The sequence below is a fragment of the Pseudomonas sp. Bc-h genome, assembly GCF_002080045.1.
GTDB lineage: Bacteria > Pseudomonadota > Gammaproteobacteria > Pseudomonadales > Pseudomonadaceae > Aquipseudomonas.
Genome location: NZ_MUIN01000003.1, coordinates 283,191 through 306,663 on the forward strand (window position 1 = coordinate 283,191; position 23,473 = coordinate 306,663).

Here is a 23,473-nt window from a genome sequence, read left to right on the forward strand (position 1 = left end):
GTCTGGAAATGAGCGGGACGAGCGATGTTCGGTTGACGCTGTATGCACAGGAATTGGTCAGGGAGCAGGAAATCTCTGCTCGGGTAAATGCGCCGAAAGGGTTGAGCCTTTGGGGTCTGTTTCAACATCGGCGAATGACTCGACGGGCGCTGTTGAGCTTGACCGGCGATCAGCTGCGTGACATCGGCCTGAGTTACGAACAGGCTCGCTGCGAAGGGCTCAAGCCGTTCTGGAGAGAATGATGGGGCTCAGCGCAACTCTCTGTGGGAGACGTCGCAGGTTACGACGGCAGCGAATGCGGTGTGTCAGGCAGCCTTTACGTTGACTGACACCAGGCGTTCGCGAGCTAGCTCCCTCCCACAATGATTGAGTCGATGTTCAGACCAGTTCTTTGAGCCGATGCCAGAGCATGCCCAACGCCAATAAAGGCGAGCGCAAATGTTTGCCGCCGGGGAACGTCATGTGCGGGACTTTGGCGAACAGTTCGAAGCCTGCGCTGTACTGACCGCTGATAGCCTCAGCCAATAACTTGCCCGCCAGATGCGTGGCATTCAGGCCATGGCCGGCATACGCCTGTGCATAGAACACGTTCGGATGTTCATTCAAGCGCCCGATCTGCGGCAACCGGTTGGCGCCGATGCCAATCATCCCGCCCCACTGAAAATCGATTTTCACGTCCTTGAGCTGGGGGAACACCTTGAGCATTTTCGGCTGCATGTACGCGCCGATGTCTTGAGGATCGCGTCCCGAATAGTGGCAGGCCCCGCCGAACAGCAGGCGCTTGTCTGCCGTAAGCCGGAAGTAATCCACAGCCACTCGCTGATCGCACATGGCGCTATTGCGTGGGAGCAGTTGTCGGGCCAGGTCATCACCCAAAGGCTCGGTGGCGATGATGTAGCTGCCTGCTGGCAGCACCTTGCCGCTCAAGTTCGGGTCCAGATCATTCAAATAGGCGTTGCAGCCCAGCACCAGCGTGTCGGCACGCACCACGCCCTGCGCGGTATGGACCCTGACTTGCGCTCCGTATTCCAGGCGTGTCACGGCGGAGTGCTCGAACAGCTGGACCCCGAGGGATTTCGCGACGGCGGCTTCGCCCAATGCAAGGTTCAATGGATGCAGGTGCCCCGAACCCATGTCCAGCATGCCGCCAGCGTAGTTGCCCGAATCTATGACGCTGCGGATATTCTCGGGCTGTATCAGCTGCACTTCATGGCGATAACCCAGCCCCCGCAGTTCCTCGGCATCTTCGGCAAAGCCTGCAAACTCCTTGGGTTTGTTGGCCAGATCGCAGTAACCCCAAGTGAGATCGCAATCGATCTGGTACTTCTCCACTCGCTGCCGGACGATTTCGACGGCTTCCAGCCCCATCAGTTTTAGCTGGCGCACGCCCTCATCGCCGATCACATCGCGAAAGCGTTCGACATGATGGCCTACACCGCGAATCAACTGGCCGCCATTACGGCCGCTGGCGCCCCAACCGATCTTGCGCGCTTCCAGCAATGCGACGCTCAGGCCGCGCTCAGCCAGTTCGATGGCCGTGTTCAGCCCCGAGAACCCGCCGCCAACCACGCAGACGTCCACCTTCACATCGCCTGTGAGGGCAGGGTATTCGGGCTGCGGGTGGCTACTGGCCGCGTAATACGAGGCAGCGTGGCCGCAGGCATTGGTTTGTCGAACGCGGGCGTCCATGTCGGTTTTCTCTGGGTGCCGTTTGGAAAATTTTACGGAGGGTAGCCCGTCGGTCGGCGCCGGAGCAAGGAAGGCCGAGCGGCTGTCACCTGTCCGGAGGCTGGGGCACAATGACGGCTTTCACAGGGAAAACTCTCGCGATGAGCTGCAACAGCCAGAAAATCCGTGATTTGCGGCGGCAGATTCCGTCCTTCGAATGCGTACCCGGCTGCCATGATTGCTGCGGGCCGGTGACGACGTCGTCCGAGGAGATGGCGCGCCTGCCGCGCAACACAGCCGCCGAGCAGGAAGCGGCGCTCAACGAGCTGAACTGTGTGCATTTGGGGCCCAACGGTTGCACGGTCTATGAGGAGCGGCCACTGATCTGCCGTCTGTTCGGCACCACACCCACGTTGCCGTGCCCAAACGGCCGTCGCCCGGACGTTCTTATCCATCCAGCAGTGGAGAAACAGGTCCACGAATACATCGCCTCGACACGACAGGTACTGGTCTGAAGCCTTTGCTTACTCCGGAATCGGCAGATTCAGGCTCTCTTTCACCTCTTCCATCACGATATAGCTCTTGGACTCCCGCACATGGGGCAGTTTGAGCAGGATGTCGCCCAGCAGCTTGCGGTAAGACGCCATCTCCGAAATCCGCGCCTTTACCAGATAGTCGAAATCCCCTGACACCAGATGGCACTCCAGAACATGGGGCAGTTTCAGGACCGCTCGGCGGAATTCCTCGAAAGTGTCGCCCGATTTGTAGTCCAGGCTGATCTCCACGAACACCAGCAGACTAGCCTTCAGGTTCTGCGGGTTGAGCCGGGCGTTGTAGCCCATGATGATGCCTTCACGCTCCAGGCGGCGGACCCGTTCCGTGCAGGGCGTGGTAGACAGGCCCACGCGTTCGCCCAGCTCCGTAAATGAAATTCTGCCGTCGTTCTGGAGGATGCGCAGGATATTGCGGTCGATCTTGTCCAACTCGCGTTTTGACTGGTGCTGGGTGCGCATTTCAAAGCCCCTCTGCTAAAGCCTTGGTTGGCGGTAATTAGCGCTGAATATAGGCGCTTATATAGTGAAAAGCACTGCTCATTGCTTTTTATACTGCCCACATCCTTGCTTAAAACTTCAAAACGTCAGCGGATATCCGCGATGAGGAAATCAACATGCGCGTTCTGGTCCTTGGAAGTGGCGTAATCGGTGTCACCAGTGCTTATTACCTGGCTCGTGCGGGCTTCGAGGTAACGGTCGTGGATCGTCAGCCGGCCGCTGCCATGGAAACCAGTTTCGCCAACGCCGGGCAGGTTTCGCCGGGTTACGCCTCGCCGTGGGCCGCACCGGGCGTGCCGCTCAAGGCCATCAAGTGGTTGTTGCAGCGCCACGCGCCGCTGGCGATCAAGGCGACCGCTGACATCGATCAGTACCTGTGGATGGCGCAAATGCTGCGCAACTGCACGCAAAACCGTTATGCGGTTAACAAAGAACGCATGGTGCGGCTGTCTGAGTACAGCCGTGACTGCCTCGACGAACTGCGTGCCGAAACCGGCATCGCCTACGAAGGGCGTAGCCTGGGCACCACGCAACTGTTCCGTACCCAGGAACAACTTGATAACGCCGCCAAGGACATCGCCGTCCTGGAACAAGCCGGTGTGCCATACGAGGTTCTCGACCGCGAAGGCATTGCCCGAGTCGAACCTGCGCTGGCCAGTGTCAGCAATATCCTCAGTGGCGCGCTGCGCCTGCCCAATGACCAGACTGGCGATTGCCAGCTGTTCACCACGCGTCTGACTCAGATGTGTGTGACGCTAGGCGTCGAGTTCCGCTTCGGCCAGTCCATCGAGTCGATTGATTTTGCGGGCGACCGGATCAACGGCGTGCGGGTCAACGGCAAGCTGGAAACCGCAGATCGCTACGTGCTGGCGCTGGGCAGCTACTCGCCGCAGCTGCTCAAGCCGCTGGGCATCAAAGCGCCGGTCTACCCGCTCAAGGGCTACTCGCTGACCGTTCCGATCACCAATCCTGACATGGCCCCGACGTCGACCATTCTCGACGAGACCTACAAGGTTGCGATCACCCGTTTCGACAACCGCATCCGGGTTGGTGGCATGGCTGAGATTGCCGGTTTTGACCTGTCGCTGAACCCTCGCCGGCGTGAAACGCTGGAGATGATCGTCAACGATCTTTATCCTCAGGGCGGCGATCTGACCGAGGCCAGTTTCTGGACCGGTCTGCGTCCAACCACCCCGGATGGCACGCCGATCGTGGGTGCAACACCGTATCGCAACCTGTTCCTCAATACCGGCCACGGAACCCTTGGCTGGACCATGGCCTGCGGTTCCGGTCGTTTGCTGGCCGATCTGATCGCCCGCAAAAAGCCACAGATCAGCGCCGAAGGCCTCGATATTTCCCGCTATGGAAGCTCCAAGGAGATCGCAAAACATGTCAGTACAGCGCCAGCTCACCAATGAGCGCATGAGCCAGATCGTCGCCCACAACGGCACCGTTTACCTTGCCGGGCAAGTGGGTGACGACATGGCAGCGGGTATCGAACAGCAAACCCGCGAGACGCTCAATAACATCGAGCGCCTGCTGGACCTGGCCGGTACCGACAAGACCCGCATTCTGTCGGTGACGATTTACCTGAAGGACATCGATGCGCACTTCGCCGGGATGAACAGTGTCTGGGACAAGTGGCTGCCCAAAGGTGTCGCGCCAGCGCGTGCCACTGTTGAAGCCAAATTGTGCGAACCGGAAATTCTGGTCGAATTCTCGGTGACTGCAGCAATGCCGTAAGCCGTTTTGCTTTGCCCTGTCCCTGTGAGACTTCTCTGTCTCACAGGTTCCGAATTCCCCTACATCAGAACCTGCCCGCCATGCGTCCAGCTCGCGCCCTCATCGATCTCTCGGCCCTGCGCCACAACTATCAACTGGCCCGTGAAACCACTGGCGCCAAGGCGCTCGCCGTGATCAAGGCAGATGCCTATGGCCATGGTGCGGTGCGTGTCGCTCAGGCACTGGAAACCGAGGCCGACGGGTTTGCCGTGGCCTGTATCGAGGAAGCGCTGGAGCTGCGCCAGGCCGGTATAGGTGCGCCGATTCTGTTGCTGGAAGGCTTTTTCGAGGCAGACGAACTGGCGCTGATCGCCGAGCACGATTTGTGGTGCGTCGTGCATTCGCTGTGGCAGCTTGAGGCCATCGAGAAAACCAGCGTCGGCAAGCCTCTGAACATCTGGCTGAAGATGGATTCGGGCATGCACCGCGTCGGTATCCATCCCGCCGACTTTCAAACGGCTTATCAACGGTTGCAGTCCAGCGGCAAGGCCGCGAAAGTGGTTCTGATGAGCCACTTTGCCCGCGCCGACGAACTGGACAGCGCGCGTACCGATGAACAGGTCGCCATCTTCCAGGCGGCCCGCGAAGGGCTGACGGCTGAGGTCAGCCTGCGCAATTCCCCCGCCGTGATGGGCTGGCCGAATGTGGCAGGAGACTGGGTTCGTCCTGGCATCATGCTGTACGGCGCGACGCCTTTCGATCAGTCGCAGCCCATTGCCGACCGCCTTCAAGCGGTGATGACCCTGGAATCCAAAGTGATTTGCGTGCGTGAACTGCCAGCCGGGGAGCCGGTGGGTTACGGCGGCGCATTTGTGACCGACCGAAACATGCGCATCGGTGTGGTGGCGATGGGGTATGCCGATGGTTATCCGCGGCAGGCCCCGACCGGCACGCCGGTGATGATCGACGGACACCGCAGCCAACTGCTGGGCCGTGTGTCGATGGACATGCTTTGTGTAGACCTCACCCAGGTGCCAGGCGCAGGCGTTGGCAGTCGTGTGGAGTTGTGGGGCAAAAACATTCTCGCCAGCGACGTCGCAGCCAGCGCCGGCACCATCCCGTATCAGATTTTCTGCAATCTCAATCGTGTTCCAAGGCTCTATTCCGGGGATTGAGACGTGGTCATCGCCCGGCTGGGCTTACCCCGCGTGGTCCCTGTCCGCCAGCGGTCTCTTTGCTAATCTGGTCAAGTGTTGTAAATACTGAACGCGGTCGCCATCATGGCGACCACTTGACCGTGTTTGATTATCAGGAGGACTCCAGCATTGGACGTCGGTGAACGACTGCAATCCATTCGTAAACTCAAGGGTCTGTCCCAACGCGAACTCGCCAAACGAGCGGGCGTGACCAACAGCACCATTTCAATGATCGAGAAGAACAGCGTCAGCCCCTCGATCAGCTCTCTGCGCAAGGTGCTGGGCGGCATACCGATGTCCATGGTGGAGTTCTTTTCGGAAGAGCTTGAGCCAGAAAACCCGACACAGGTGGTCTACAAGGCCAGCGAACTGATCGATATCTCGGACGGTGCCGTCACCATGAAACTGGTGGGCAAGTCCCATCCAGACCGGGCGATCGCCTTTCTTACCGAGGTGTATCCGCCTGGCGCCGATACGGGCGAAGAAATGCTCGTTCACGAAGGTGAAGAGACAGGAATTCTGGTCGAAGGCCGTCTGGAGCTTGTCGTCGGGCTCGATACTTATGTGCTTGAGGCTGGCGACAGCTACTATTTCGAAAGCACCCGACCACATCGCTTCCGCAATCCGTTCGACGTTCCCGCGCGACTCATCAGCGCTGCAACGCCAGCGAATTTCTGAGGAGCAAGCCCCGTCCAGCCTGAGCCTTCAGGCCGGACACAGGACGAGCCCGAAGCCATAGGTCGACGCGCTAATACCCCTGCCGATTTCAGGGATGTTACGACCAACGGCCTACCCGCTATACTTTCGTCGCCTGCGGCTTACCGTGACCGCAGGGGCGTTATAGCCACCATGAGGGTGAAAGCGTGAACCTTACTAATAAGATCCTGGCTGCAGTTGCACTCCTCGCGTTTTGGGCTTTTACCGCCCAGGCCTCCACCAGCGACGACCTCGCCAAACGACTCGAGCCTGTCGGGCAAGTCTGTGTTCAGGGTAAGGAATGTCCGGGAATGGACGTTGCCGCAACAGCGGGTGGTGGCGGTGGCGCGAAATCCCCTGACGACGTGATCGGCAAACACTGCAACGCCTGTCACGGCTCTGGCCTGCTGGGCTCGCCGAAAATCGGCGACAGCGCAGACTGGGGCAAGCGTGCTAAAGAGCAGGGCGGTATTGATGGCCTGCTCGCCAAGGCGATCACCGGTATCAACGCCATGCCGCCAAAAGGCACCTGCGCCGATTGCTCGGATGAAGAGCTCAAAGGCGCGATCAAGAAGATGTCCGGCCTGTGACAGGACGGCGTTCCACGGTCAGCAAGACGGCGCTGCTGTGGTTCTTGCCGATGTTGATGGTTGGCGGTTTCGCCCAAGCGACGATGCGCTGCGGGACGGCACTGATCAGTCTGGGAGATACGGCGAGCGTCGTTCGTGAAAAGTGCGGGGCGCCCGATCGCAGTGAGGATCAGGAACCCGTCGCACGGGTCAATGGCGTTCCTCGCCTTAATGCGGTGAAAGTCAGTTTGTGGGTGTATGGACCTCGCAACGGGGCCTGGCAACATCTCAAGTTCATCGAGGACAAGCTTGTGGCGATCGACACCCGAAGAGATTGACGGGTGTTGCAGCCAGTGCAGCAATTCCCCTTCATTCCCGGTCCAAGCTCCATCGAATAAAACATCGGGAGAGGCCGGATGCCGCATTCCTGCTCGATTGAGCAAGCCGTCGATCATGTGCTGGCCGAGTTGCCGCCGCACATTCGCATGGGCATGCCGTTGGGGCTGGGTAAGCCCAATCGTTTTGCCAATGCGCTGTATGCCCGAATGAAATCTCTGCCCGAACGACAGCTGACGATCTATACCGCGCTGTGCCTGGGGCGTCCGACAGTGGGCGAGGGTTTGCAAGGGCGGTTTCTTGAGCCCTTTCTGGAGCGCGTGTTCGGCGATTACCCCGAGCTGGATTTCCTCGCGGACCTGCACAAAAGCAATCTGCCGCCCAACGTGCATGTCGAGCAGTTTTTCATGCAGCCGGGCAGCCTGCTGAACAGCGCCTCAGCGCAGCAGGATTACGTCAGCAGCAACTACAGTCACGCGGCAAGGGATATCAACGCCAATGGTTTGAATCTGGTCGCGCAACTGGTGGCTCGCGATTCGCAAAGGCCCGAGCATCTGAGCCTGAGCTGTAACCCAGACATCACCCTCGACCTCTTGCCGATGCTGGATAAACGCCGCGCAGCGGGAGAGAACATTCTGGTGCTCGGCCATGTTCACGCTGATCTGCCCTACATGCCCGGCAACGCAGAGGTGAGCGCCGATACCTTCGACCTGCTGATCGAGCATGAAGAACGCAGCACGTTGTTCTCCACGCCGAACATGCCGGTGGGGTTTCAGGATCACTTCATCGGCCTGTATGCCAGTACGCTGGTGCGCGATGGCGGTACGTTGCAAATAGGCATCGGCTCCATGGGCGATGCGCTGACCGCAGCCTTGCTGGCGCGGCAGGCCGATAACGAAACCTACCGTGCGTGTCTGGCTGAACTCGACGGGATTTCTACCTGGAAGCCGTTGATCGAAGCAGAAGGCGGCGTGATGCCGTTTGCGGCGGGGCTCTATGGTTGCAGCGAAATGCTGGTCAACGGCCTGTTGGTGTTGCTGGATGCCGGCATCATCCGGCGCAAGGTTTACACCGATGCGGGGCTGCAGCAACAGGCCAACGCCGGATTGCTGGACGAATCCGTTCATGACAACGGCGTGCTGATTCATGGCGGTTTTTTCCTCGGGCCACGCAGTTTCTACGAGCGTCTGCAGGAGTTTTCGCCCGCGCAGATGGCGCAGATCGACATGACCGCCATCAGCTACATCAACGAGCTGTATGGCGATGAAACGCTCAAGCGCCTGCAACGGCGGGATGCGCGCTTCATCAACAGCTCATTCACGGTGACCTTGCTGGGGGCGGCGGTGTCCGACCAACTGGCTGACGGGCGCGTGGTCAGCGGCGTGGGCGGGCAGTACAACTTCGTCGCTCAGGCCCATGCGCTGGAAGACGCGCGTTCGATTCTGATTCTGCGCAGCTGGCGCGAGTCGGGAGGCGAGGTCAGCTCCAATATCGTCTGGGACTACGCACACACCACCATTCCTCGGCATCTGCGGGACATCGTCATCACCGAGTACGGTATCGCCGATCTGCGTGGCAAGACTGACGCGGCGGTGATCGAGGCGCTACTCAACATTACCGATTCACGCTTTCAGCCGGCGCTCATCGACCAGGCACAGAAAGCGGGCAAGCTGCCGAAGGGTTTTCGTCTGGACCCGTTGTTTGGTCAGAACACACCGGAGCGGCTCAAAGACATCCGGGATCGGTTTCCATCGTTATTCATCGAATACCCGCTGGGCAGCGATTTCAGCGCCCCGGAGCGTGATTTGTTGCGGGCGCTGAACTGGCTGAAGAGCAAGTTCAAGCTCACGGAGCTCATCGAGCTGGGCAAGGCGACCCTGGAGGCTCCAGAGCCGAGTGCGTTTCCAGAGCATTTACAGCGCATGGGTCTGGATCAGCCGCATGGGCTGCGTGAAGAGTTGTATCAGCGGCTGTTGCTGGCGGGGTTGCAGGCTACCCAGAGTGATTCAGCAGCAGGCCCGACTAAATAAGGGTTTTGACCGCCAGCAATACTGCGGCAATTATTCCGGTCACCGCAAACAGCTGCTGCAACCTGGGACCGGCCAGAAAGCGTGCGACCTGCCGCCCGACCATCAAGCCAGCGACGGCACCGGCTGCGAACGGTACACCCACCGCCCAGTGCATCACCCCGCTGGCGCTGGCGGCAACCACGCTGCCTGTGGAGACCAGCGCGATGACGGCCAGAGATGTGGCGACGATGCTCTTCATGTCCAGATCGGTGAAGCGGGTCAGCGCCGGGATGATCACAAAACCGCCGCCTACTCCCAGTAATCCGGATAACAGCCCTGACAGCATCCCGGTGATTGCCAGCGACCGAGCGCAAGGCAGTGTCCAGCGCAGACGACCTTCCAGTGGGTTGAGTACGCAGGGCAGAAACGCTGCTCGGGCAGGAGGTTGGCCGTGATGCAGTTCATGCGCGGCCTTGCGGTAGATGCGTGCGCAGGCGTACACCAGTACCCCGGCGAACCCGAGTGCCAGCGGCGCATTGGGTAACTGATGCGCCAGCCACAAGCCCAGTGGCGCGAAGCAGATGCCGATGACTGCGATGAACAACGCAGCGCGATAGCGCACGATGCCTTGACGCAAACCCAGTAACGCCCCGACCGCCGCCGCCAACCCTACAGCGAGCAAGCCGACCGGTGCGGCTTCGACCATCGTCAGGCCCAGCCCGAACACCAATAACGGCACCGCAAGGATTCCGCCGCCGGCGCCCGTCAGCGCCAATACCGCTCCGATGATTGTGCCGAGGCCGGCTCCGATCAATTCGTGTTCATTCATTCTGTTGAATTTCTGCCATCAGTGTTATGCGCCTGGTCGTTGCGCCGTTTTTGTGTGATCACAGGGAGTTGATCGGAATCTTCAGATAGCTCACCCCGTTGTCTTCCGGCTCTGGCATATGGCCGCCGCGCATGTTGATCTGCACCGAGGGCAGGATCAGCACGGGCATGTCCAGCGTTGCATCGCGCTTCTCGCGCATCTCGACGAACGCATCTTCGTCGATGCCTTCATGGATGTGGATGTTGTTGGCCCGCTGCTCGGCGACGGTGGTCATATACATCAGCTCGCGGCCGTCGGGCAGGTAGTCGTGGCACATGAACAATCGGGTTTGCGGCGGCAGGCTTAGAATTCGCCCAATCGAGCGATACAGGGTGCGCGCATCAGCGCCGGGGAAGTCGCAGCGGGCAGTGCCGTAATCGGGCATGAACAGCGTGTCCCCGACGAAAGCCACGGTCTCGCCACCGACTTCGATCAGGTAGGTCATGCACGCGGGCGTGTGGCCGGGGGTGTGCATCGCGCGGGCCTGCAGTGTCCCGATCTGAAAATGCGCATCGTCTTCCAGCAGTCTGTCGAACTGGCTGCCATCGCGGGCGAACTCGCCTTTGGCGTTGAACAGGGTGCCGAACACTTTTTGCACGCGAGTGATATGGCTGCCGATGGCGACGCTGCCGCCCAGCTTTTCCTTCAAATACGCGGCGGCCGAGACGTGGTCGGCATGCACGTGGGTTTCCAGGATCCACTCCACGGAAACACCCAGTTCATGCACTCGGGCAATCAACTTGTCAGCGGACCCGGTAGCGGTGCGCCCGGATTTGGGATCGTAGTCCAACACGCTGTCGATCAACGCGGCCTTGAGGGTAGAACGGTCTATGACCAGATAACTGATGGTCCAGGTTTGCGGGTCGAAGAACGCCTCCACACACATTTTCTCGCCGATGATCATGGTTTTCTCCAGAAAGTGCCTGATGCCAGGCCGATTGGCAGCGCTGTCTGGAGAGTCAATATCCATGCCAGCGGTTTGCTCGAAGCGGGGCTGCGTCGAAAGGCCGGTTATAAAGGGCTTGAGCATCATCAGCGCTCTGCGACAGACAGCATCTCTGCCAGATTTGGCAGTTGATTGGCATTAGATGGCAGTCGGTGGCAGTGGCAGCTTCGTTGGAGTACCCTCGCCGAACGCGCAGGAGATCCACATGACCACCGCTCCAAACCCCTTTTCAGCCCCGCAGATGCAGGCGCTGGTTTCCTATCTCGAGCACGACACGCATCCCACCATCGTGCTCGACATTGAATACAACATAGTCGCTGCCAACACCGCCTACCAACGTCAGTTCGGGGTGGAAGGCCGTCCTCATGTGGGCGCCAAGTGTTATCGCGTCTCTCACCAGTTCGCGGTGCCCTGCGATCAGGCCGGCGAGCATTGCCCGATGCGCAAGGCGTCGGAAACCCGCGTCCCGGAACGCGTGCTGCACATTCATCACACCCCCCGTGGCCCCGAGCACGTGGACGTAGAACTGCGACCGATTCTGGATCAGCAGGGCGAGGTGATCGCTTATGTCGAGCGCCTGAACAGCGTGGCGGTGGCCTCGGTGCAACCGCAGCAAAGCGGGTTGGTCGGGCGTTCGACGGCATTCAAGGAGGCATTAACGGCATTGCAGCGCGCGGCACCTTCGCAGATCCCCGTGCTGTTACAGGGCGAGTCCGGGACCGGCAAGGAGTTGTTCGCTCGCGCATTGCACGCTGCGAGTCCCAGAGCCAGCGGGCCTTTGGTGGTGGTCGACTGCACCGGGCTAACCGAAACTCTGCTGGAGAGTGAGCTGTTCGGTTACGAGAAGGGTGCGTTCACCGGCGCCTTGCAGCGCAAGATCGGCCTCGCGGAAAGCGCCCATGGCGGCACGCTGTTTCTCGACGAGATCGGCGAAGTGCCGCTGGCGATGCAGGTCAAACTGCTGCGACTGATCGAATCAGGCAGTTTTCGCCCGGTGGGCAGCCTGCGCACCGTGCATTCGGATTTTCGCTTGGTGGTCGCGACCCACAAGCCGCTCAGGGACATGGTCGCGGCGGGCAGCTTTCGTCAGGACTTGTTCTACCGCATCAGTGCGTTCCCGATTCGTCTGCCTTCGTTGCGTGAGCGCAGTGAAGATCTGCCGTTGCTGATTGAAAGTTTGCTGCGACGACTCGCGCCGGGTGCTGCGCCAAGGGTCGATGACGAGGCGATGAAGCTGCTGAGGCTGTATCCGTTTCCCGGCAACATCCGCGAACTTCGCAACATCATGGAGCGCGCAAGGCTGTTTACCGATGACGGCGTGATTCGCGCGCAGGACTTGCCGCCGGAGGTGCGTACCCAGCAGCCTCTGCTTTCTGCGACGAGGCAAGGGAGGCGCGGCGATCTCGAGTCGCTGGCGCACGCATTGCAGGCGTTCGATGGATCACGCAGTGAGTTGGCGAAGCATCTGGGGTTGAGCGAGCGGACGTTGTATCGGCGGCTGAAGGCCTTGGGAATTAATGCTTAGGCACAAGGCAGTATTCAGATCTGTGCCAACTTCGTGGGAGCGGAGCTTGCTCGCGAGGGCTTGGGTACATCCGATAAAAAACCGTCGGAGGTACGGTCCTCTTCGCAAGCAGGCGTTCTCCCACTTTGTATCTCACCGACTCTCGGCCACGTTTGCCGAGCGTGACCGGATGGGCTCTGCAGTTCAGATTTTGGCGTAGTTCAGACGAACGTAACCACGCCGCCATTCAACGACTTGACCCGTGCCAGCGACTCAACGCGATAACCCTGAGAATCCAGCTCGGCCCGCCCGCCCTGAAATGACTTTTCGATCACGATGCCGAGGCCCGCGACCGAGGCGCCGGCCTGCTTGATGATCGAAATCAGCGCCTGAGAGGCCTTACCGTTGGCCAGGAAGTCGTCGATGATCAGCACGCGGTCGCTGCTGGTCAGGTGGCGCGTGGAAATGGCGATAGTGCTTTCGGTCTGCTTGGTGAACGAGTAAACGCTGGCCGAGAACAGGTTTTCGGTCAGGGTCAACGACTGATGCTTGCGCGCGAAGATCACCGGAACACCCAGCTTCAGGCCGGTCATTACCGCAGGCGCGATGCCCGACGCTTCGATGGTGACGATCTTGGTGATGCCCGAGTCGGCGAACAACGTGGCGAACTCGTCACCGATCTGCTGCATCAGGACCGGGTCGATCTGATGGTTGAGAAACGCGTCGACCTTCAATACCTGGTCGGAAAGTACGATGCCTTCCTCGCGAATTTTCTTGTGCAGTGCTTCCACGTCGGTGTTCCTCAGGGCGCAAAACGCGCGAAATTGATGTTTATCTTTTCAGCATGGCGCGAATGTCCGCCAATGCCGTATTGCCGCGAACGGCCTTCACTTCGGTTGGTGTGTCGTCGTTGCCTTCCCAGGCCAGATCGTCCGGTGGCAGCTCATCGAGAAAACGGCTTGGCAGGCAGTCGATGATCTCGCCGTATTGCTTGCGCTTGGCGGCAAAGGTGAACGCCAGCGTCTGCCTCGCGCGGGTAATGCCCACGTAGGCCAGTCGGCGCTCTTCCTCGATGGTGTCAGCCTCGATACTGGAGCGGTGTGGGAGAATTTCCTCCTCCATGCCCATGATGAACACATACGGAAATTCCAGACCCTTGGAGGCGTGCAAGGTCATCATCTGCACGCCTTCGGCGCCGTCTTCCTCTTCCTGCTGACGCTCGAGCATGTCACGCAGGACCAGCTTGCCGATGGCCTCTTCGATGGTCATGCCGCCTTCTTCGTCTTTCTCCAGCGTGTTCTTCAATGCCTCGATCAGGAACCACACGTTGCCCATGCGGTAGTCGGCGGCCTTGTCGCTGGAGCTGTTCTGACGAATCCAGTTCTCGTAGTCGATGTCCATGACCATGCTGCGCAAGGCCGCAATCGGATCCTGGGTCGCGCACTGCTGACGCACGCCGTCCATCCAGTGCTTGAAGCGCTTGAGACGATCGGTGAAGCGGCTGTCCAGATGCTCGCCAAGGCCTATTTCGTCGGTGGCAGCGTACATCGACACCTTGCGTTCGGTGGCGTAGTTGCCGAGTTTTTCCAGCGTAGTCGAGCCGATCTCCCGGCGCGGCACGTTGATCACGCGCAGGAAGGCGTTGTCGTCGTCCGGGTTCACCAGCAGGCGGAAATAGGCCATCAGGTCTTTCACTTCCTGACGTCCGAAGAAGCTGTTGCCACCTGAAAGACGATAGGGGATCTGGTGGTGCTGAAGCTTCAGCTCGATCAGCTTGGCCTGATAGTTACCGCGATACAGGATCGCGAAATCGCTGTAGGGCCGGTCGGTGCGCAGGTGCAGGCTGAGGATCTCGACGGCCACGCGCTCGGCTTCGGCGTCTTCGTTCTTGCAGCGGATCACACGGATTTCATCGCCGTGACCCATCTCGCTCCACAGTTGTTTCTCGAACTCGTGCGGGTTGTTCGAAATCAGCACGTTGGCGCACCGCAGGATGCGGCTGGTGGAGCGGTAGTTCTGCTCCAGCATCACCACTTTCAACGACGGGTAGTCGTCCTTGAGCAGCATCAGGTTTTCCGGCCGCGCGCCACGCCAGGCGTAGATCGACTGGTCATCGTCGCCCACCACGGTGAACTGGCAGCGAGTGCCGATCAGCATTTTCACCAACAGGTACTGGCTGGCGTTGGTGTCCTGGTATTCGTCCACCAGCAGGTAACGCACTTTGTGCTGCCACTTTTCCAGAATGTCGGCGTGTTCTTCGAACAGCTTCACCGGCAGCAGAATCAGGTCGTCGAAGTCCACCGCGTTGTACGCTTTGAGCGTGCGCTGATAGTGGGTGTAGACGATGGCTGCGGTCTGTTCCTTGGGGTTGCGCGAATTTTCCAGGGCCTGGGCGGGCAGGATCAGGTCGTTCTTCCAGGCGCCGATCATGTTCTTGATCTCGTCGACGCCGTCGTCGCCCGAGTATTCCTTCTGCATGATGTCGGTCATCAGGGCCTTGACGTCGGTTTCGTCGAAGATCGAGAAACCGGGTTTGTAGCCCAGCCGTACATGCTCCTTGCGGATGATGTTCAGCCCCAGGTTGTGGAACGTCGACACCGTCAGGCCACGCCCCTCGCCGCTGCGCAACAGGGTGCCGACCCGCTCCTTCATTTCCCGCGCCGCCTTGTTGGTGAAGGTCATGGCGACGATGTACTGCGCGCGAATGCCGCAATTCTGGATGAGGTGGGCAATCTTGCGCGTGATCACGCTGGTCTTGCCGGAGCCTGCACCGGCGAGCACCAAAAGAGGGCCGCCGACGTAGTTCACGGCTTCTTGTTGCCGGGGATTGAGTCGGGACATGGGAAATAGAAGGATCGCGTGAAAAATGGGCGGGCATTTTAACAGGGTCCACGGATTGTGCAGCGACCGTCCGACACTGTGATGCGAGACGCTATCTATATTTCGCCGTTTTGTTACATTTGCGCATCACGCGAGCGAGTCCCGCGTTTGATCACACTCATTTGAGTGGTGATCTATGTCTTTGGATTGTGTGGGGAGCTAGCTTGTCTACGCCTGTCGAACCCTTGCGTCTGCTGCTTCTGGCGGACACGCCGCAATGGTCAGCGTTGTTACGCGAGTGCCTGGCGCCCCTCGGGGATGCCGTACTTCTCGACTGTGTGTCGAGCTGGGACGCTATTGGCAGTCCAACCGACCCCACGCATTCCTTCATCCTTTTCACAACCCTTGCGCTGCAGCCTGCGGCCGGTCAATGCAGTTGGCCCACGGTGCTGTTGCTGGACGCCGAGCCCGACGCAGATCCGGTTGGCGTGGCCGACTGGCTGGTGCGCGACTCCGTGACGACCAACAGCCTGCGCCGCTGCCTGCGCCATGTGCGTGAACGCGGTGTGCTGGAAAACACCCTGCAACGTCTCGCCGAGCAGGACCCGTTGACCGGCATCGCCAACCGTCAGGGGTTTCAGACACTGCTGGCCGCGCGACTGGCCGAATTCGACGGACGCGGCCTGGCGTTGGGGCATCTGGACCTGGACAATTTCCGCCGGGCCAACGATGCGCTAGGCCATCAAGCGGGTGATCGTCTGATCCTGCAAGTTGTATCGCGTTTGAAAAGTCAGCTCGAAGCCTGCGATCAGCTGGCGCGGCTCGGCAGCGATGAATTTGCCCTGCTGATCGACACTCGCCGCGCCCCGGAGCGGGCCGAGTGGATGGCTGAGCGAATCACCGAGGCCTTGTCGGAGCCGTATTGGGTCGATGGCGAAAGCCTGCTGATCGGTTGCAGCCTCGGGATCGCCCACGCTCGAGTCAATGGCGGCGCGGACCCGCTGATGTGGCACGCGCACATTGCCATGCAACAGGCCAAGAGCACGCAGGGCTGCACCTTTCACATCTTCAACGAACGCATCAACCGTAACGCCCGCAGCCTCGCCGATCTGGAAAGCGAACTGCGCCGGGCCTTGCGCCGCGACGAGCTGGAGCTGCACTACCAACCGCGCCTGTGCCTGAACACCGGGAAAATCCTGGGCCTTGAGGCGCTGGTGCGCTGGCGTCATGCCGAGCGCGGGCTATTGCCGCCCAGCGAGTTCGTGCCGTTGGCCGAGCAGAGCGGATTGATCGTGCCGCTGGGCTACTGGGTGATTTCCCGTGCCCTGCGCGACATGCAGACCCTGCGCGAGAAGCGCCTGCCGCCGCTGCACATGGCGATCAACCTGTCGTTTCGACAGTTTCAGGACAATCAGCTGCTGGCGACCCTGAGCCGTTTGATTGCCGATCGTGGGGTGGACGCGCAGTGGCTGGAATTCGAACTCACGGAAACGGCGGTGATGCGTCGCAGCGATCTGGTCAAGCAGACCATGGACGCGCTGGGCCGGTTGGGCGTGCGTTTCTCGCTGGATGACTTCGGGACAGGTTTTTCGTCGTTCGTGCACCTGAACAGCCTGCCGATTACGCTGCTCAAGATCGACAAAAGCTTTGTCGGCGAGATGGAACAGCGCGAAGAGAATCGCAAACTGGTGCACGCCATGATCAACCTGGCGCATAACCTCAGTCTGGAAGTGGTTGCCGAAGGCGTCGAAACGCCCGAACAACTGGCGTTACTGCGCAGTTTCAATTGCGATCAGGCCCAGGGTTACCTCATCAGCCACCCGCTGGCGCTGCCGGAGTTGCTGGATTATCTGATGTTCGATCAGGGCAAAGGGCAGTTGATGCAGGGGATGTGAATCCGCTGCTGGCTCACCCCATCACCACAACACCGGTCGCCTCCTTGCGCAGCAGCTTCGCGGTCTTGCGTTCGAAGGCGTAGGTCAGCGCAATCGCCGAGCACAGCAGGCCGATTGCCAGCCCCCACCACACACCGACTGCGCCTTGATGGGCCAGAAAGCCAAAGCCCCAGGCGAGTGGGGCGCCGACGACCCAGTAGCTCGCCAGACCAATCAGGAACGTGGTCTTGGCGTCCTTGAAGCCCCGAATCGCGCCCATCGCAATGGTCTGCGTGCCGTCGAGAATTTCGAACCAGGCCGCAATTGCCAGCAGCTTCACTGCCAGCTCCACCACGCCTTGATATTTGGGGTCATTGATGTCCACGAACAGGCCGATGACCACCTGCGGCGCGACCCAGAACAGGATGCCGAACGTCAGCATCAGCAAACCGCCAAAGCCGATCCCCATGCGCCCCGCAGTGCGCGCCAGCAGCAGATTACCCGCGCCGTAATGCAGGCCGATACGCATGGTGACCGCGTAGGAGATCCCCACGGGAATCATGAAAGCCATTGAAACCGACTGCAGGGCGATCTGGTGCGCCGCCATTTGCGTGCTTCCCATCGCGCCCATGCAGAACGCCGCGAAGGTGAACAGGCCGACCTCCACCGCGTAAGTACCGCCGATCGGCAAGCCCAGGCGCCACAGCTCTTTCAGGCAACTGCGCGACAGGTTCATCAGGTCCTTGTGAATCGGATACGCAGCGTAGGCCTTGCCATAGCGAATATGCAGCCACAGGGCCAGCGCCATGCTGTTGGTCACAATCGCTGTGACCAGACCGATGCCCATCAGGCCCCAGTGCGGTAGGCCGAACAGTCCGTAGATAAAGGCGTAGTTGAGCCCGAAATTCAGCGCTACGCCCACCAGACTGATCACCATCACCGGTGTCGCGCGACCCAATGCACTGGTGAAACCGCGTAGCGCCATGAAGCTCAGCAAGCCGGGCAGCGCCAGTGGCAGGGTGATCAGGAACTGGCTGGCCATGTGCACGTTGGCCTCGTCCTGGCCGAAATTCAGCAGGATAGGTTCAAGGTTCCACAGGATGAGTGCGGCGATCAATGCCATGCCCCACGCCAGCCACAGACCGGCTTGAGTCAGGCGAGTGGCGCCTGCGTCATCGTTGGCGCCCTTGCGAATGGCGACCAGCGTACCGACTGCCGCCATCACCCCAACGCAGAAAAACGACACGAAGTTGTAGCTGGCAGCGCCCAGACCGCCCCCGGCCAGCGACTCGGGACCGAGCTTGCCCATCATCACCGTGTCGGTGAAGACCATCAGCATGTGCGCCATTTGGGATGCAATCAGCGGCCCGGCCAGGCGCAGGATGATCCACAGTTCTTTGAAGGCGTGCTGTTGCATGGGCTTGGCGCTCGGGTCTGGAGGCATTGATGAGCGCTTCATTGTGGTGATTCAACGGTTAATGCACAAAGGGATAAATACGATCATTGTCATGAGTAAAACTCATCCTGGGGTTTTTCCAGTAGAGTGCGTTGGGTCGTCTTGATGCGCAGAGGAATGTGCCCGATGTCTCGTAGTCTCCCGCCCTTGTATGCGTTGCGTGCATTTGAAGCTGCTGCGCGACACGCCTCGTTCACCCGCGCGGCTGAAGAGCTGTCGATCACTCAGAGCGCAGTGAGCCGGCACATCCGCACCCTCGAAGAACACTTTGCCTGCCGTTTGTTTCGCCGCAACGGGCGCAACCTGCAATTGACCGAGGCTGCGCGCGAGCTGCTGCCGGGCGTGCGCGAAGGGTTTTCGGCACTCGAAAGGGCCTGCAGTGCGTTGATGGCGGAGGAGGGCATCCTGCGCATGAAGGCGCCATCGACCCTGACCATGCGCTGGTTGCTGGCGCGGCTGAGCCGCTTTCGTCATCTGCAGGTGGGCAACGAGGTGCAACTGACCAGCGCCTGGATGGACATCGACAACGTGGATTTCACCCAGGAGCCGTTCGACTGCGCAGTGCTCCTCAGCCGTGGCCATTTCCCGCCGGACTGGGAGGCGACATACCTGTTTCCCGAACTGCTGATTCCGGTGGGTTCGCCGAGCCTTCTCGATGACGCACCCTGGGATGTCGAGCGTCTGGCCAGCGCCGAGCTGCTGCACCCCACCCCGGACCGACGAGACTGGCGCAGCTGGCTGGAACGGATGGGGTTGTCCGATCAGATTTCACTCAAGGGCGGGCAGGTGTTCGACACGCTGGAGCTGGGCATGATCGCGGCGGCGCGGGGTTATGGGGTTTCCATGGGTGACCTGCTGATGGTTGCAGAGGACGTGATTCAAGGACGGCTGAGCTTGCCTTGGCGCACGGCCGTGGTCAGTGGCGAGAACTACTACCTCGTCTGGCCCAAGACCCGGCCGGGCGGCGAGCGTTTGCGCAGGCTCAGCGACTTTTTGCAGAACGAAGTGCAGGCGATGGAGCTTCCAGCGGTGACGATCCTGGAGTGAGGGCCTTCGATCTTCCCTTGGCTACACCCATCATTTTTCCTGATGCAAACGGCCCTGTAGCCGTGCTGCTACATCGGTCACTGCAGCATGTCTCCCGTCCTAAGTCCGCGTGTAGGACTCAAGTATTTCCGCTGTCAGCCGAATGTGTAATTGCAGAACCATCGTTCCAATCGGTTCATCAATATCCTCTATCAGAAATAGTCCGAATGTTTTCCTGAGATCAGGATGATCCAGTCGTTCGGCAAGGAGTCTTCATGCCTCAGCCCCGCGCCAGAATTGCCTCGCAGCTTGGCATTGCCTTGGCCGTCATCCTGGCCGTCGTCATCAGCGGCAGTACCTTGTTCGCCCTGCGCTCACTGGATTCGGCAAACCTCGCCATCCGTGAAGAGCATATGGGCAGCGAAGCGCGGTTGCTGGCTGACCAGTTGAACACCTTCCACAGCACCCTGCGTGACAGCACGCAGCGGCTGGCGGGTCTGTTCGAAAAACGCTTCAACAGTGGTTTGAGCGTGCATAACGACCAGCAGATCGCGGTCGCAGGTATCCAGACCCCGGCGTTGCTGCTCAATGGCGCTGCACTGAACAACGATTTCGCCGAAGTCGATGACTTCAAGAAGATGACCGCAGGCGTGGCCACGGTCTTTGTGCGCAGTGGCGACGATTTCGTTCGGATCAGCACGTCTTTGAGCAAGCAGGACGGCTCCCGCGCCATCGGCACCTCGCTCGACCACAAACACCCGGCTTATGAGCGGTTGCTCGCGGGGCAGGAATACGTCGGCCGCGCGCTGCTGTTCGATCGCCTGTACATGACCCAATACACCCCGGTGCGCGACGGCAGCGGCAAGGTCATCGCGGTGCTGTTCGTGGGTTTCGATTACACCGACGCGCAGAAAGCGCAGTTCGACAATCTCAAGAGCTTCCGCATTGGCTCTACCGGCTCTCTGGCATTGCTCGACGAGCAGAACAAATGGCTGGTGCCGCCTGCGGGCGTGAAAGATCTGGATCAGGCGAGCAAAACCCTGACCGACTTCGTCAAGGCGCCGGGAAAGGGGCGTTTCTGGCAGGACGCAGGTAATGACTTCTACACCGTTGCCGAGCCATTCGCGGGTGGCCCGTGGTCGATTCTGGCCATCATGCCCAAGGATGAAATCAGCGCGGTAACCTGGAGCGTCGGCACGCAGTTGGCGATCGGCAGTTTGCTGGCGATGTTGATCGCAGTGGGCGCCGCGATCTGGCTGCTGCGCAGCAAATTGCAGCCGCTGTCGGATCTGGTAAATCAGGCTGAGGCGCTGGGCGCCGGTGACTTGAGCGTGCGCTTGAATGTCACTCGCCACGACGAGATCGGTCAGTTGGCGAGCAGCTTCAACAAAATGGGCCAGGCGCTGGAGACCATGGTGTCGCACATCCGCACTGCTGCGCAGGAAGTCAGCGGGCGTGCGCAGGCGCTGTCCGGTTTGTCGGGTGGCGCTTATGAAGGCATGGAGCAGCAGTCTGGCGAAATCACCAGCATGGCTGGCGCCGTCGAAGAGTTCAGCGCTACGGCACTGACCATTGCCGACAACATGGGCAATACCGAACGTCTGGCGCAGGGCAACGCCCAGCAGACGCGCATCGGCCGCGCGTCTATGGAAGAAGCTTCGGCTTCGCTGGAGCAGATCGCCGGGTCGTTGGGCAGCACTGCCGCAGTGATCGATACCCTCGGCCAGCGCTCGCAAGAAATCGGCGGCATCGTCAGTGTGATCACCTCTATCGCCGAGCAGACCAACCTGCTGGCGCTGAACGCTGCCATCGAAGCTGCGCGCGCGGGTGAGCAAGGCCGTGGTTTCGCCGTGGTCGCAGATGAGGTGCGCAATCTGGCGTCGCGGACTCGTCAGGCCACCGACGAAATTTCCGGGATGATCGCCAGCATTCAGCAGGAGACCGGCAACGCCATCAGCACCATGGAGCAAGGCAACACGCTGATGCAGGAAGGCCTCTCGCGCAACGCCAAAGTCGCCGCCGCGCTGGCGCAGATCGACGAGCAAAGCCGCTCGGCGGGTGATCAGTTCGCCTCGATCACCACCGCGACTCAAGAGCAAAGCAATACCGCGACGCTGCTCAGTGCCAACCTGCAAAGCATTGCCCTGGCCAACAGTGAACAGCGCGAAGTGGTCTCCAACCTGGCCGTGACTGCGCAGGAGCTGAACGCTTTGGCAGCAGACTTGCGCAAGGAAGTGGATCGGTTTCGCTGATTCGTCTTTGTTGCCGTAAACGAAACGGGCCGGTCACTGATGACCGGCCCGTTTTTTTAGGGAGCGAATTTTACGGGCTTAAACCTTCAGTTCATCCATCACGCTGAGCACCGCCTTGTGCGCCAGGCCGACGATCTGGTCGACCTCGCTTTCAGTGATCACCAGTGGCGGGGCGAAGCCGAGGATGTCGCCGTGGGGCATCGCGCGGGCGATCAGGTTCAGGTCGCGAGCGGCCTTGGACACCCGAGCGCCAATTTTCAGCGACGGATCGAAGCGCTTCTTGGTGGCCGGATCAGCAACGAACTCGATTGCGGCCATCAGGCCCACGCCGCGCACTTCACCCACGATGGGCAGACCGGCGAACGTCTCCTGGAGGCTCTTCTGGAAGTAGCTGCCGACACGCTGGGCGTTGCCCGGAATGTCTTCGCGCTCGACGATGTCCAGCACTGCGTTGGCTGCCGCGACGCCGATCGGGTGACCCGAATAGGTGTAACCATGAGAGAACGCGCCGACGCGGTCGGCACCTTCTTCGAGCACCTTGTACACCTTCTCCCCGACAATCGACGCCGACAGCGGCACATAAGCCGAGGTCAGGCCTTTGGCGACGGTGATCAGGTCAGGCTCGATGCCGTACTTGTCGCAGCCGAACATCGCGCCGGTACGGCCGAAGCCAGTGATGACTTCGTCAGCGATCAGCAGGATGTCGTACTTTTTCAGCACTGGCTGAATCGCTGCCCAGTAGCCAGCAGGTGGAGGGGTGATGCCACCCGTACCGAGCACCGGCTCCGCGATAAACGCACCAACGGTGTCAGGACCTTCGCGCAGAATCAGCGCTTCCAGTTCTTCGGCGCGGCGAGCCGAGAATTGCTCCTCGGTCTCACCGGCTTCGGCACCCCAGTAATAGTGCGGCACGCCGGTGCGCGGGATCCCTGCGATCGGCAGGTCCATGTGGTCGTGATAGAAGCTCATGCCGGTCATCGAGCCGGAGACCACCGAGCAACCGTGGTAGCCGCGGTCGCGAGTGATGATCTTTTTCTTCTTCGGCAGACCGCGCAGGTTGTTGTAGTACCAGACCAGCTTGGCCTGGGTTTCGTTGGCATCCGACCCGGACATGCCATAGAACACCTTGCTCATCTTGCCGGGCGCCATGCGCACCAGGCGGTCGGATAGACGCGCCAGTTCCTCTGTCGTGTGAGCGGCGTAGGAGTGGTAGTACGCCAGCTTGTGCGCCTGGCGGGAAATGGCCTCGGCCACTTCGGTGCGGCCGTAGCCAACGTTCATGCAGTACAGGCCGGCGAAGCCGTCGATGTACTCGCGGCCGGTGGCGTCGGTGATGCGGATGCCCTTGGCCGTTTCGATGATGGTCGGGTCGCCCGCCTTGCCGGTGGCGAAATCCTTGAGCTGGGTGAACGGGTGCAGGACCGATGCGCGGTCCATTGCTGAAATCTGATCCTGAGTTTGCTTATCCATGATGGGGCT

Annotated in this window: 21 protein-coding genes; 13 read left to right on the top strand and 8 right to left on the bottom strand. The window is 60.4% G+C overall.

Going from position 1 to position 23,473, the window contains the following annotated elements; genetic code table 11:
* The first annotated feature begins 8 nt into the window (after positions 1–8).
* Positions 9–242: a DUF1127 domain-containing protein gene (locus BWR59_RS06035; protein WP_081564890.1), complete on the top strand. Its 234-nt coding sequence runs from the start codon at positions 9–11 to the stop codon at positions 240–242.
* Between the two features lie 136 nt (positions 243–378).
* Here BWR59_RS06035 and BWR59_RS06040 read toward each other — a convergent pair whose 3' ends face one another.
* Positions 379–1,689 carry an FAD-binding oxidoreductase gene (locus BWR59_RS06040; protein WP_081564729.1) on the bottom strand — a complete coding sequence of 437 codons (1,311 nt, stop codon included), beginning with the start codon at positions 1,687–1,689 and terminating at the stop codon, positions 379–381.
* Between the two features lie 140 nt (positions 1,690–1,829).
* Between BWR59_RS06040 and BWR59_RS06045 the strand changes: the two genes are divergently transcribed.
* On the top strand, positions 1,830–2,183 hold the full coding sequence (locus BWR59_RS06045; protein WP_081564730.1) for a YkgJ family cysteine cluster protein: 354 nt from the start codon (positions 1,830–1,832) through the stop codon (positions 2,181–2,183).
* A 9-nt stretch (positions 2,184–2,192) separates the two neighbouring features.
* Here BWR59_RS06045 and dadR read toward each other — a convergent pair whose 3' ends face one another.
* Positions 2,193–2,681 carry a transcriptional regulator DadR gene (gene dadR, locus BWR59_RS06050; protein WP_081564731.1) on the bottom strand — a complete coding sequence of 163 codons (489 nt, stop codon included), beginning with the start codon at positions 2,679–2,681 and terminating at the stop codon, positions 2,193–2,195.
* Between the two features lie 155 nt (positions 2,682–2,836).
* On the opposite strand from dadR, the gene dadA reads away from it, so the two are divergent.
* The 7 genes from dadA to BWR59_RS06085 all read left to right on the top strand — a co-directional run bounded on the left by dadA (position 2,837) and on the right by BWR59_RS06085 (position 9,269).
* A complete protein-coding gene (gene dadA, locus BWR59_RS06055; RefSeq protein ID WP_081564732.1) occupies positions 2,837–4,138 on the top strand; it encodes a D-amino acid dehydrogenase in 1,302 nt (433 codons plus the stop codon).
* Entirely contained in the window at positions 4,110–4,463 is a 354-nt protein-coding gene (locus BWR59_RS06060; RefSeq protein WP_081564733.1) for a RidA family protein, read from the top strand. Before dadA ends, BWR59_RS06060 begins: the two co-directional genes overlap by 29 nt.
* An 80-nt stretch (positions 4,464–4,543) precedes the next feature.
* Complete coding sequence (gene alr, locus BWR59_RS06065; protein ID WP_081564734.1) at positions 4,544–5,617, top strand: alanine racemase; 1,074 nt, start codon at positions 4,544–4,546, stop codon at positions 5,615–5,617.
* Positions 5,618–5,767: 150 nt separating this feature from the next.
* Positions 5,768–6,316: a cupin domain-containing protein gene (locus tag BWR59_RS06070; RefSeq protein ID WP_074754671.1), complete on the top strand. Its 549-nt coding sequence runs from the start codon at positions 5,768–5,770 to the stop codon at positions 6,314–6,316.
* A 185-nt stretch (positions 6,317–6,501) separates the two neighbouring features.
* A complete protein-coding gene (locus BWR59_RS06075) occupies positions 6,502–6,924 on the top strand; it encodes a c-type cytochrome (RefSeq protein ID WP_081564735.1) in 423 nt (140 codons plus the stop codon).
* Positions 6,921–7,241: a DUF2845 domain-containing protein gene (locus tag BWR59_RS06080; RefSeq protein ID WP_081564736.1), complete on the top strand. Its 321-nt coding sequence runs from the start codon at positions 6,921–6,923 to the stop codon at positions 7,239–7,241. Before BWR59_RS06075 ends, BWR59_RS06080 begins: the two co-directional genes overlap by 4 nt.
* A 78-nt stretch (positions 7,242–7,319) precedes the next feature.
* Positions 7,320–9,269 carry an acetyl-CoA hydrolase/transferase C-terminal domain-containing protein gene (locus BWR59_RS06085; protein WP_081564737.1) on the top strand — a complete coding sequence of 650 codons (1,950 nt, stop codon included), beginning with the start codon at positions 7,320–7,322 and terminating at the stop codon, positions 9,267–9,269.
* On the opposite strand, the gene BWR59_RS06090 is transcribed toward BWR59_RS06085, so the two are convergent.
* Together BWR59_RS06090 and BWR59_RS06095 are read right to left on the bottom strand one after the other, a co-directional pair.
* On the bottom strand, positions 9,262–10,077 hold the full coding sequence (locus BWR59_RS06090) for a sulfite exporter TauE/SafE family protein (RefSeq protein WP_081564738.1): 816 nt from the start codon (positions 10,075–10,077) through the stop codon (positions 9,262–9,264). The genes BWR59_RS06085 and BWR59_RS06090 overlap by 8 nt on opposite strands.
* 58 nt (positions 10,078–10,135) lie before the next feature.
* Positions 10,136–11,020, bottom strand: coding sequence for an MBL fold metallo-hydrolase (locus BWR59_RS06095; RefSeq protein ID WP_081564739.1), 885 nt, complete (start codon positions 11,018–11,020; stop codon positions 10,136–10,138).
* Between the two features lie 247 nt (positions 11,021–11,267).
* Here BWR59_RS06095 and BWR59_RS06100 point away from each other — a divergent pair, with 247 nt between their 5' ends.
* Positions 11,268–12,587, top strand: coding sequence for a sigma 54-interacting transcriptional regulator (locus BWR59_RS06100; RefSeq protein WP_081564740.1), 1,320 nt, complete (start codon positions 11,268–11,270; stop codon positions 12,585–12,587).
* Positions 12,588–12,787: 200 nt separating this feature from the next.
* Here BWR59_RS06100 and BWR59_RS06105 read toward each other — a convergent pair whose 3' ends face one another.
* Together BWR59_RS06105 and rep are read right to left on the bottom strand one after the other, a co-directional pair.
* Positions 12,788–13,357, bottom strand: coding sequence for a xanthine phosphoribosyltransferase (locus BWR59_RS06105; protein WP_081564741.1), 570 nt, complete (start codon positions 13,355–13,357; stop codon positions 12,788–12,790).
* A 40-nt stretch (positions 13,358–13,397) separates the two neighbouring features.
* Positions 13,398–15,407, bottom strand: a complete 2,010-nt coding sequence (gene rep / locus BWR59_RS06110; RefSeq protein WP_081564742.1) for a DNA helicase Rep — start codon at positions 15,405–15,407, stop codon at positions 13,398–13,400.
* A gap of 203 nt (positions 15,408–15,610) precedes the next feature.
* Here rep and BWR59_RS06115 point away from each other — a divergent pair, with 203 nt between their 5' ends.
* The gene (locus BWR59_RS06115; RefSeq protein WP_081564743.1) at positions 15,611–17,281 is read left to right on the top strand and encodes a bifunctional diguanylate cyclase/phosphodiesterase; all 1,671 of its coding nucleotides are present in this window, start codon (positions 15,611–15,613) and stop codon (positions 17,279–17,281) included.
* Positions 17,282–17,294: 13 nt separating this feature from the next.
* On the opposite strand, the gene BWR59_RS06120 is transcribed toward BWR59_RS06115, so the two are convergent.
* A complete protein-coding gene (locus tag BWR59_RS06120; RefSeq protein ID WP_081564891.1) occupies positions 17,295–18,677 on the bottom strand; it encodes a NorM family multidrug efflux MATE transporter in 1,383 nt (460 codons plus the stop codon).
* A gap of 165 nt (positions 18,678–18,842) precedes the next feature.
* On the opposite strand from BWR59_RS06120, the gene BWR59_RS06125 reads away from it, so the two are divergent.
* On the top strand, positions 18,843–19,763 hold the full coding sequence (locus tag BWR59_RS06125) for a LysR substrate-binding domain-containing protein (RefSeq protein ID WP_081564744.1): 921 nt from the start codon (positions 18,843–18,845) through the stop codon (positions 19,761–19,763).
* A 254-nt stretch (positions 19,764–20,017) separates the two neighbouring features.
* Positions 20,018–21,994 (top strand): methyl-accepting chemotaxis protein, encoded by a 1,977-nt coding sequence (locus BWR59_RS06130; RefSeq protein WP_081564745.1) that lies wholly within the window; start codon positions 20,018–20,020, stop codon positions 21,992–21,994.
* Positions 21,995–22,072: 78 nt separating this feature from the next.
* On the opposite strand, the gene BWR59_RS06135 is transcribed toward BWR59_RS06130, so the two are convergent.
* Positions 22,073–23,464 carry an aspartate aminotransferase family protein gene (locus BWR59_RS06135; RefSeq protein ID WP_081564746.1) on the bottom strand — a complete coding sequence of 464 codons (1,392 nt, stop codon included), beginning with the start codon at positions 23,462–23,464 and terminating at the stop codon, positions 22,073–22,075.
* Between the last annotated feature and the right edge of the window lie 9 nt (positions 23,465–23,473).

Bases quoted from the DNA above. Each gene is read 5' to 3' on its own strand.
- BWR59_RS06035 (WP_081564890.1), top strand. From the start codon at position 9: ATGAGCGGGACGAGCGATGTTCGGTTGACGCTGTATGCACAGGAATTG.
- BWR59_RS06040 (WP_081564729.1), bottom strand. From the start codon at position 1,689: ATGGACGCCCGCGTTCGACAAACCAATGCCTGCGGCCACGCTGCCTCG.
- BWR59_RS06045 (WP_081564730.1), top strand. From the start codon at position 1,830: ATGAGCTGCAACAGCCAGAAAATCCGTGATTTGCGGCGGCAGATTCCG.
- dadR (WP_081564731.1), bottom strand. From the start codon at position 2,681: ATGCGCACCCAGCACCAGTCAAAACGCGAGTTGGACAAGATCGACCGC.
- dadA (WP_081564732.1), top strand. From the start codon at position 2,837: ATGCGCGTTCTGGTCCTTGGAAGTGGCGTAATCGGTGTCACCAGTGCT.
- BWR59_RS06060 (WP_081564733.1), top strand. From the start codon at position 4,110: ATGTCAGTACAGCGCCAGCTCACCAATGAGCGCATGAGCCAGATCGTC.
- alr (WP_081564734.1), top strand. From the start codon at position 4,544: ATGCGTCCAGCTCGCGCCCTCATCGATCTCTCGGCCCTGCGCCACAAC.
- BWR59_RS06085 (WP_081564737.1), top strand. From the start codon at position 7,320: ATGCCGCATTCCTGCTCGATTGAGCAAGCCGTCGATCATGTGCTGGCC.
- BWR59_RS06090 (WP_081564738.1), bottom strand. From the start codon at position 10,077: ATGAATGAACACGAATTGATCGGAGCCGGCCTCGGCACAATCATCGGA.
- BWR59_RS06095 (WP_081564739.1), bottom strand. From the start codon at position 11,020: ATGATCATCGGCGAGAAAATGTGTGTGGAGGCGTTCTTCGACCCGCAA.
- BWR59_RS06100 (WP_081564740.1), top strand. From the start codon at position 11,268: ATGACCACCGCTCCAAACCCCTTTTCAGCCCCGCAGATGCAGGCGCTG.
- rep (WP_081564742.1), bottom strand. From the start codon at position 15,407: ATGTCCCGACTCAATCCCCGGCAACAAGAAGCCGTGAACTACGTCGGC.
- BWR59_RS06120 (WP_081564891.1), bottom strand. From the start codon at position 18,677: ATGCAACAGCACGCCTTCAAAGAACTGTGGATCATCCTGCGCCTGGCC.
- BWR59_RS06125 (WP_081564744.1), top strand. From the start codon at position 18,843: ATGTCTCGTAGTCTCCCGCCCTTGTATGCGTTGCGTGCATTTGAAGCT.
- BWR59_RS06130 (WP_081564745.1), top strand. From the start codon at position 20,018: ATGCCTCAGCCCCGCGCCAGAATTGCCTCGCAGCTTGGCATTGCCTTG.
- BWR59_RS06135 (WP_081564746.1), bottom strand. From the start codon at position 23,464: ATGGATAAGCAAACTCAGGATCAGATTTCAGCAATGGACCGCGCATCG.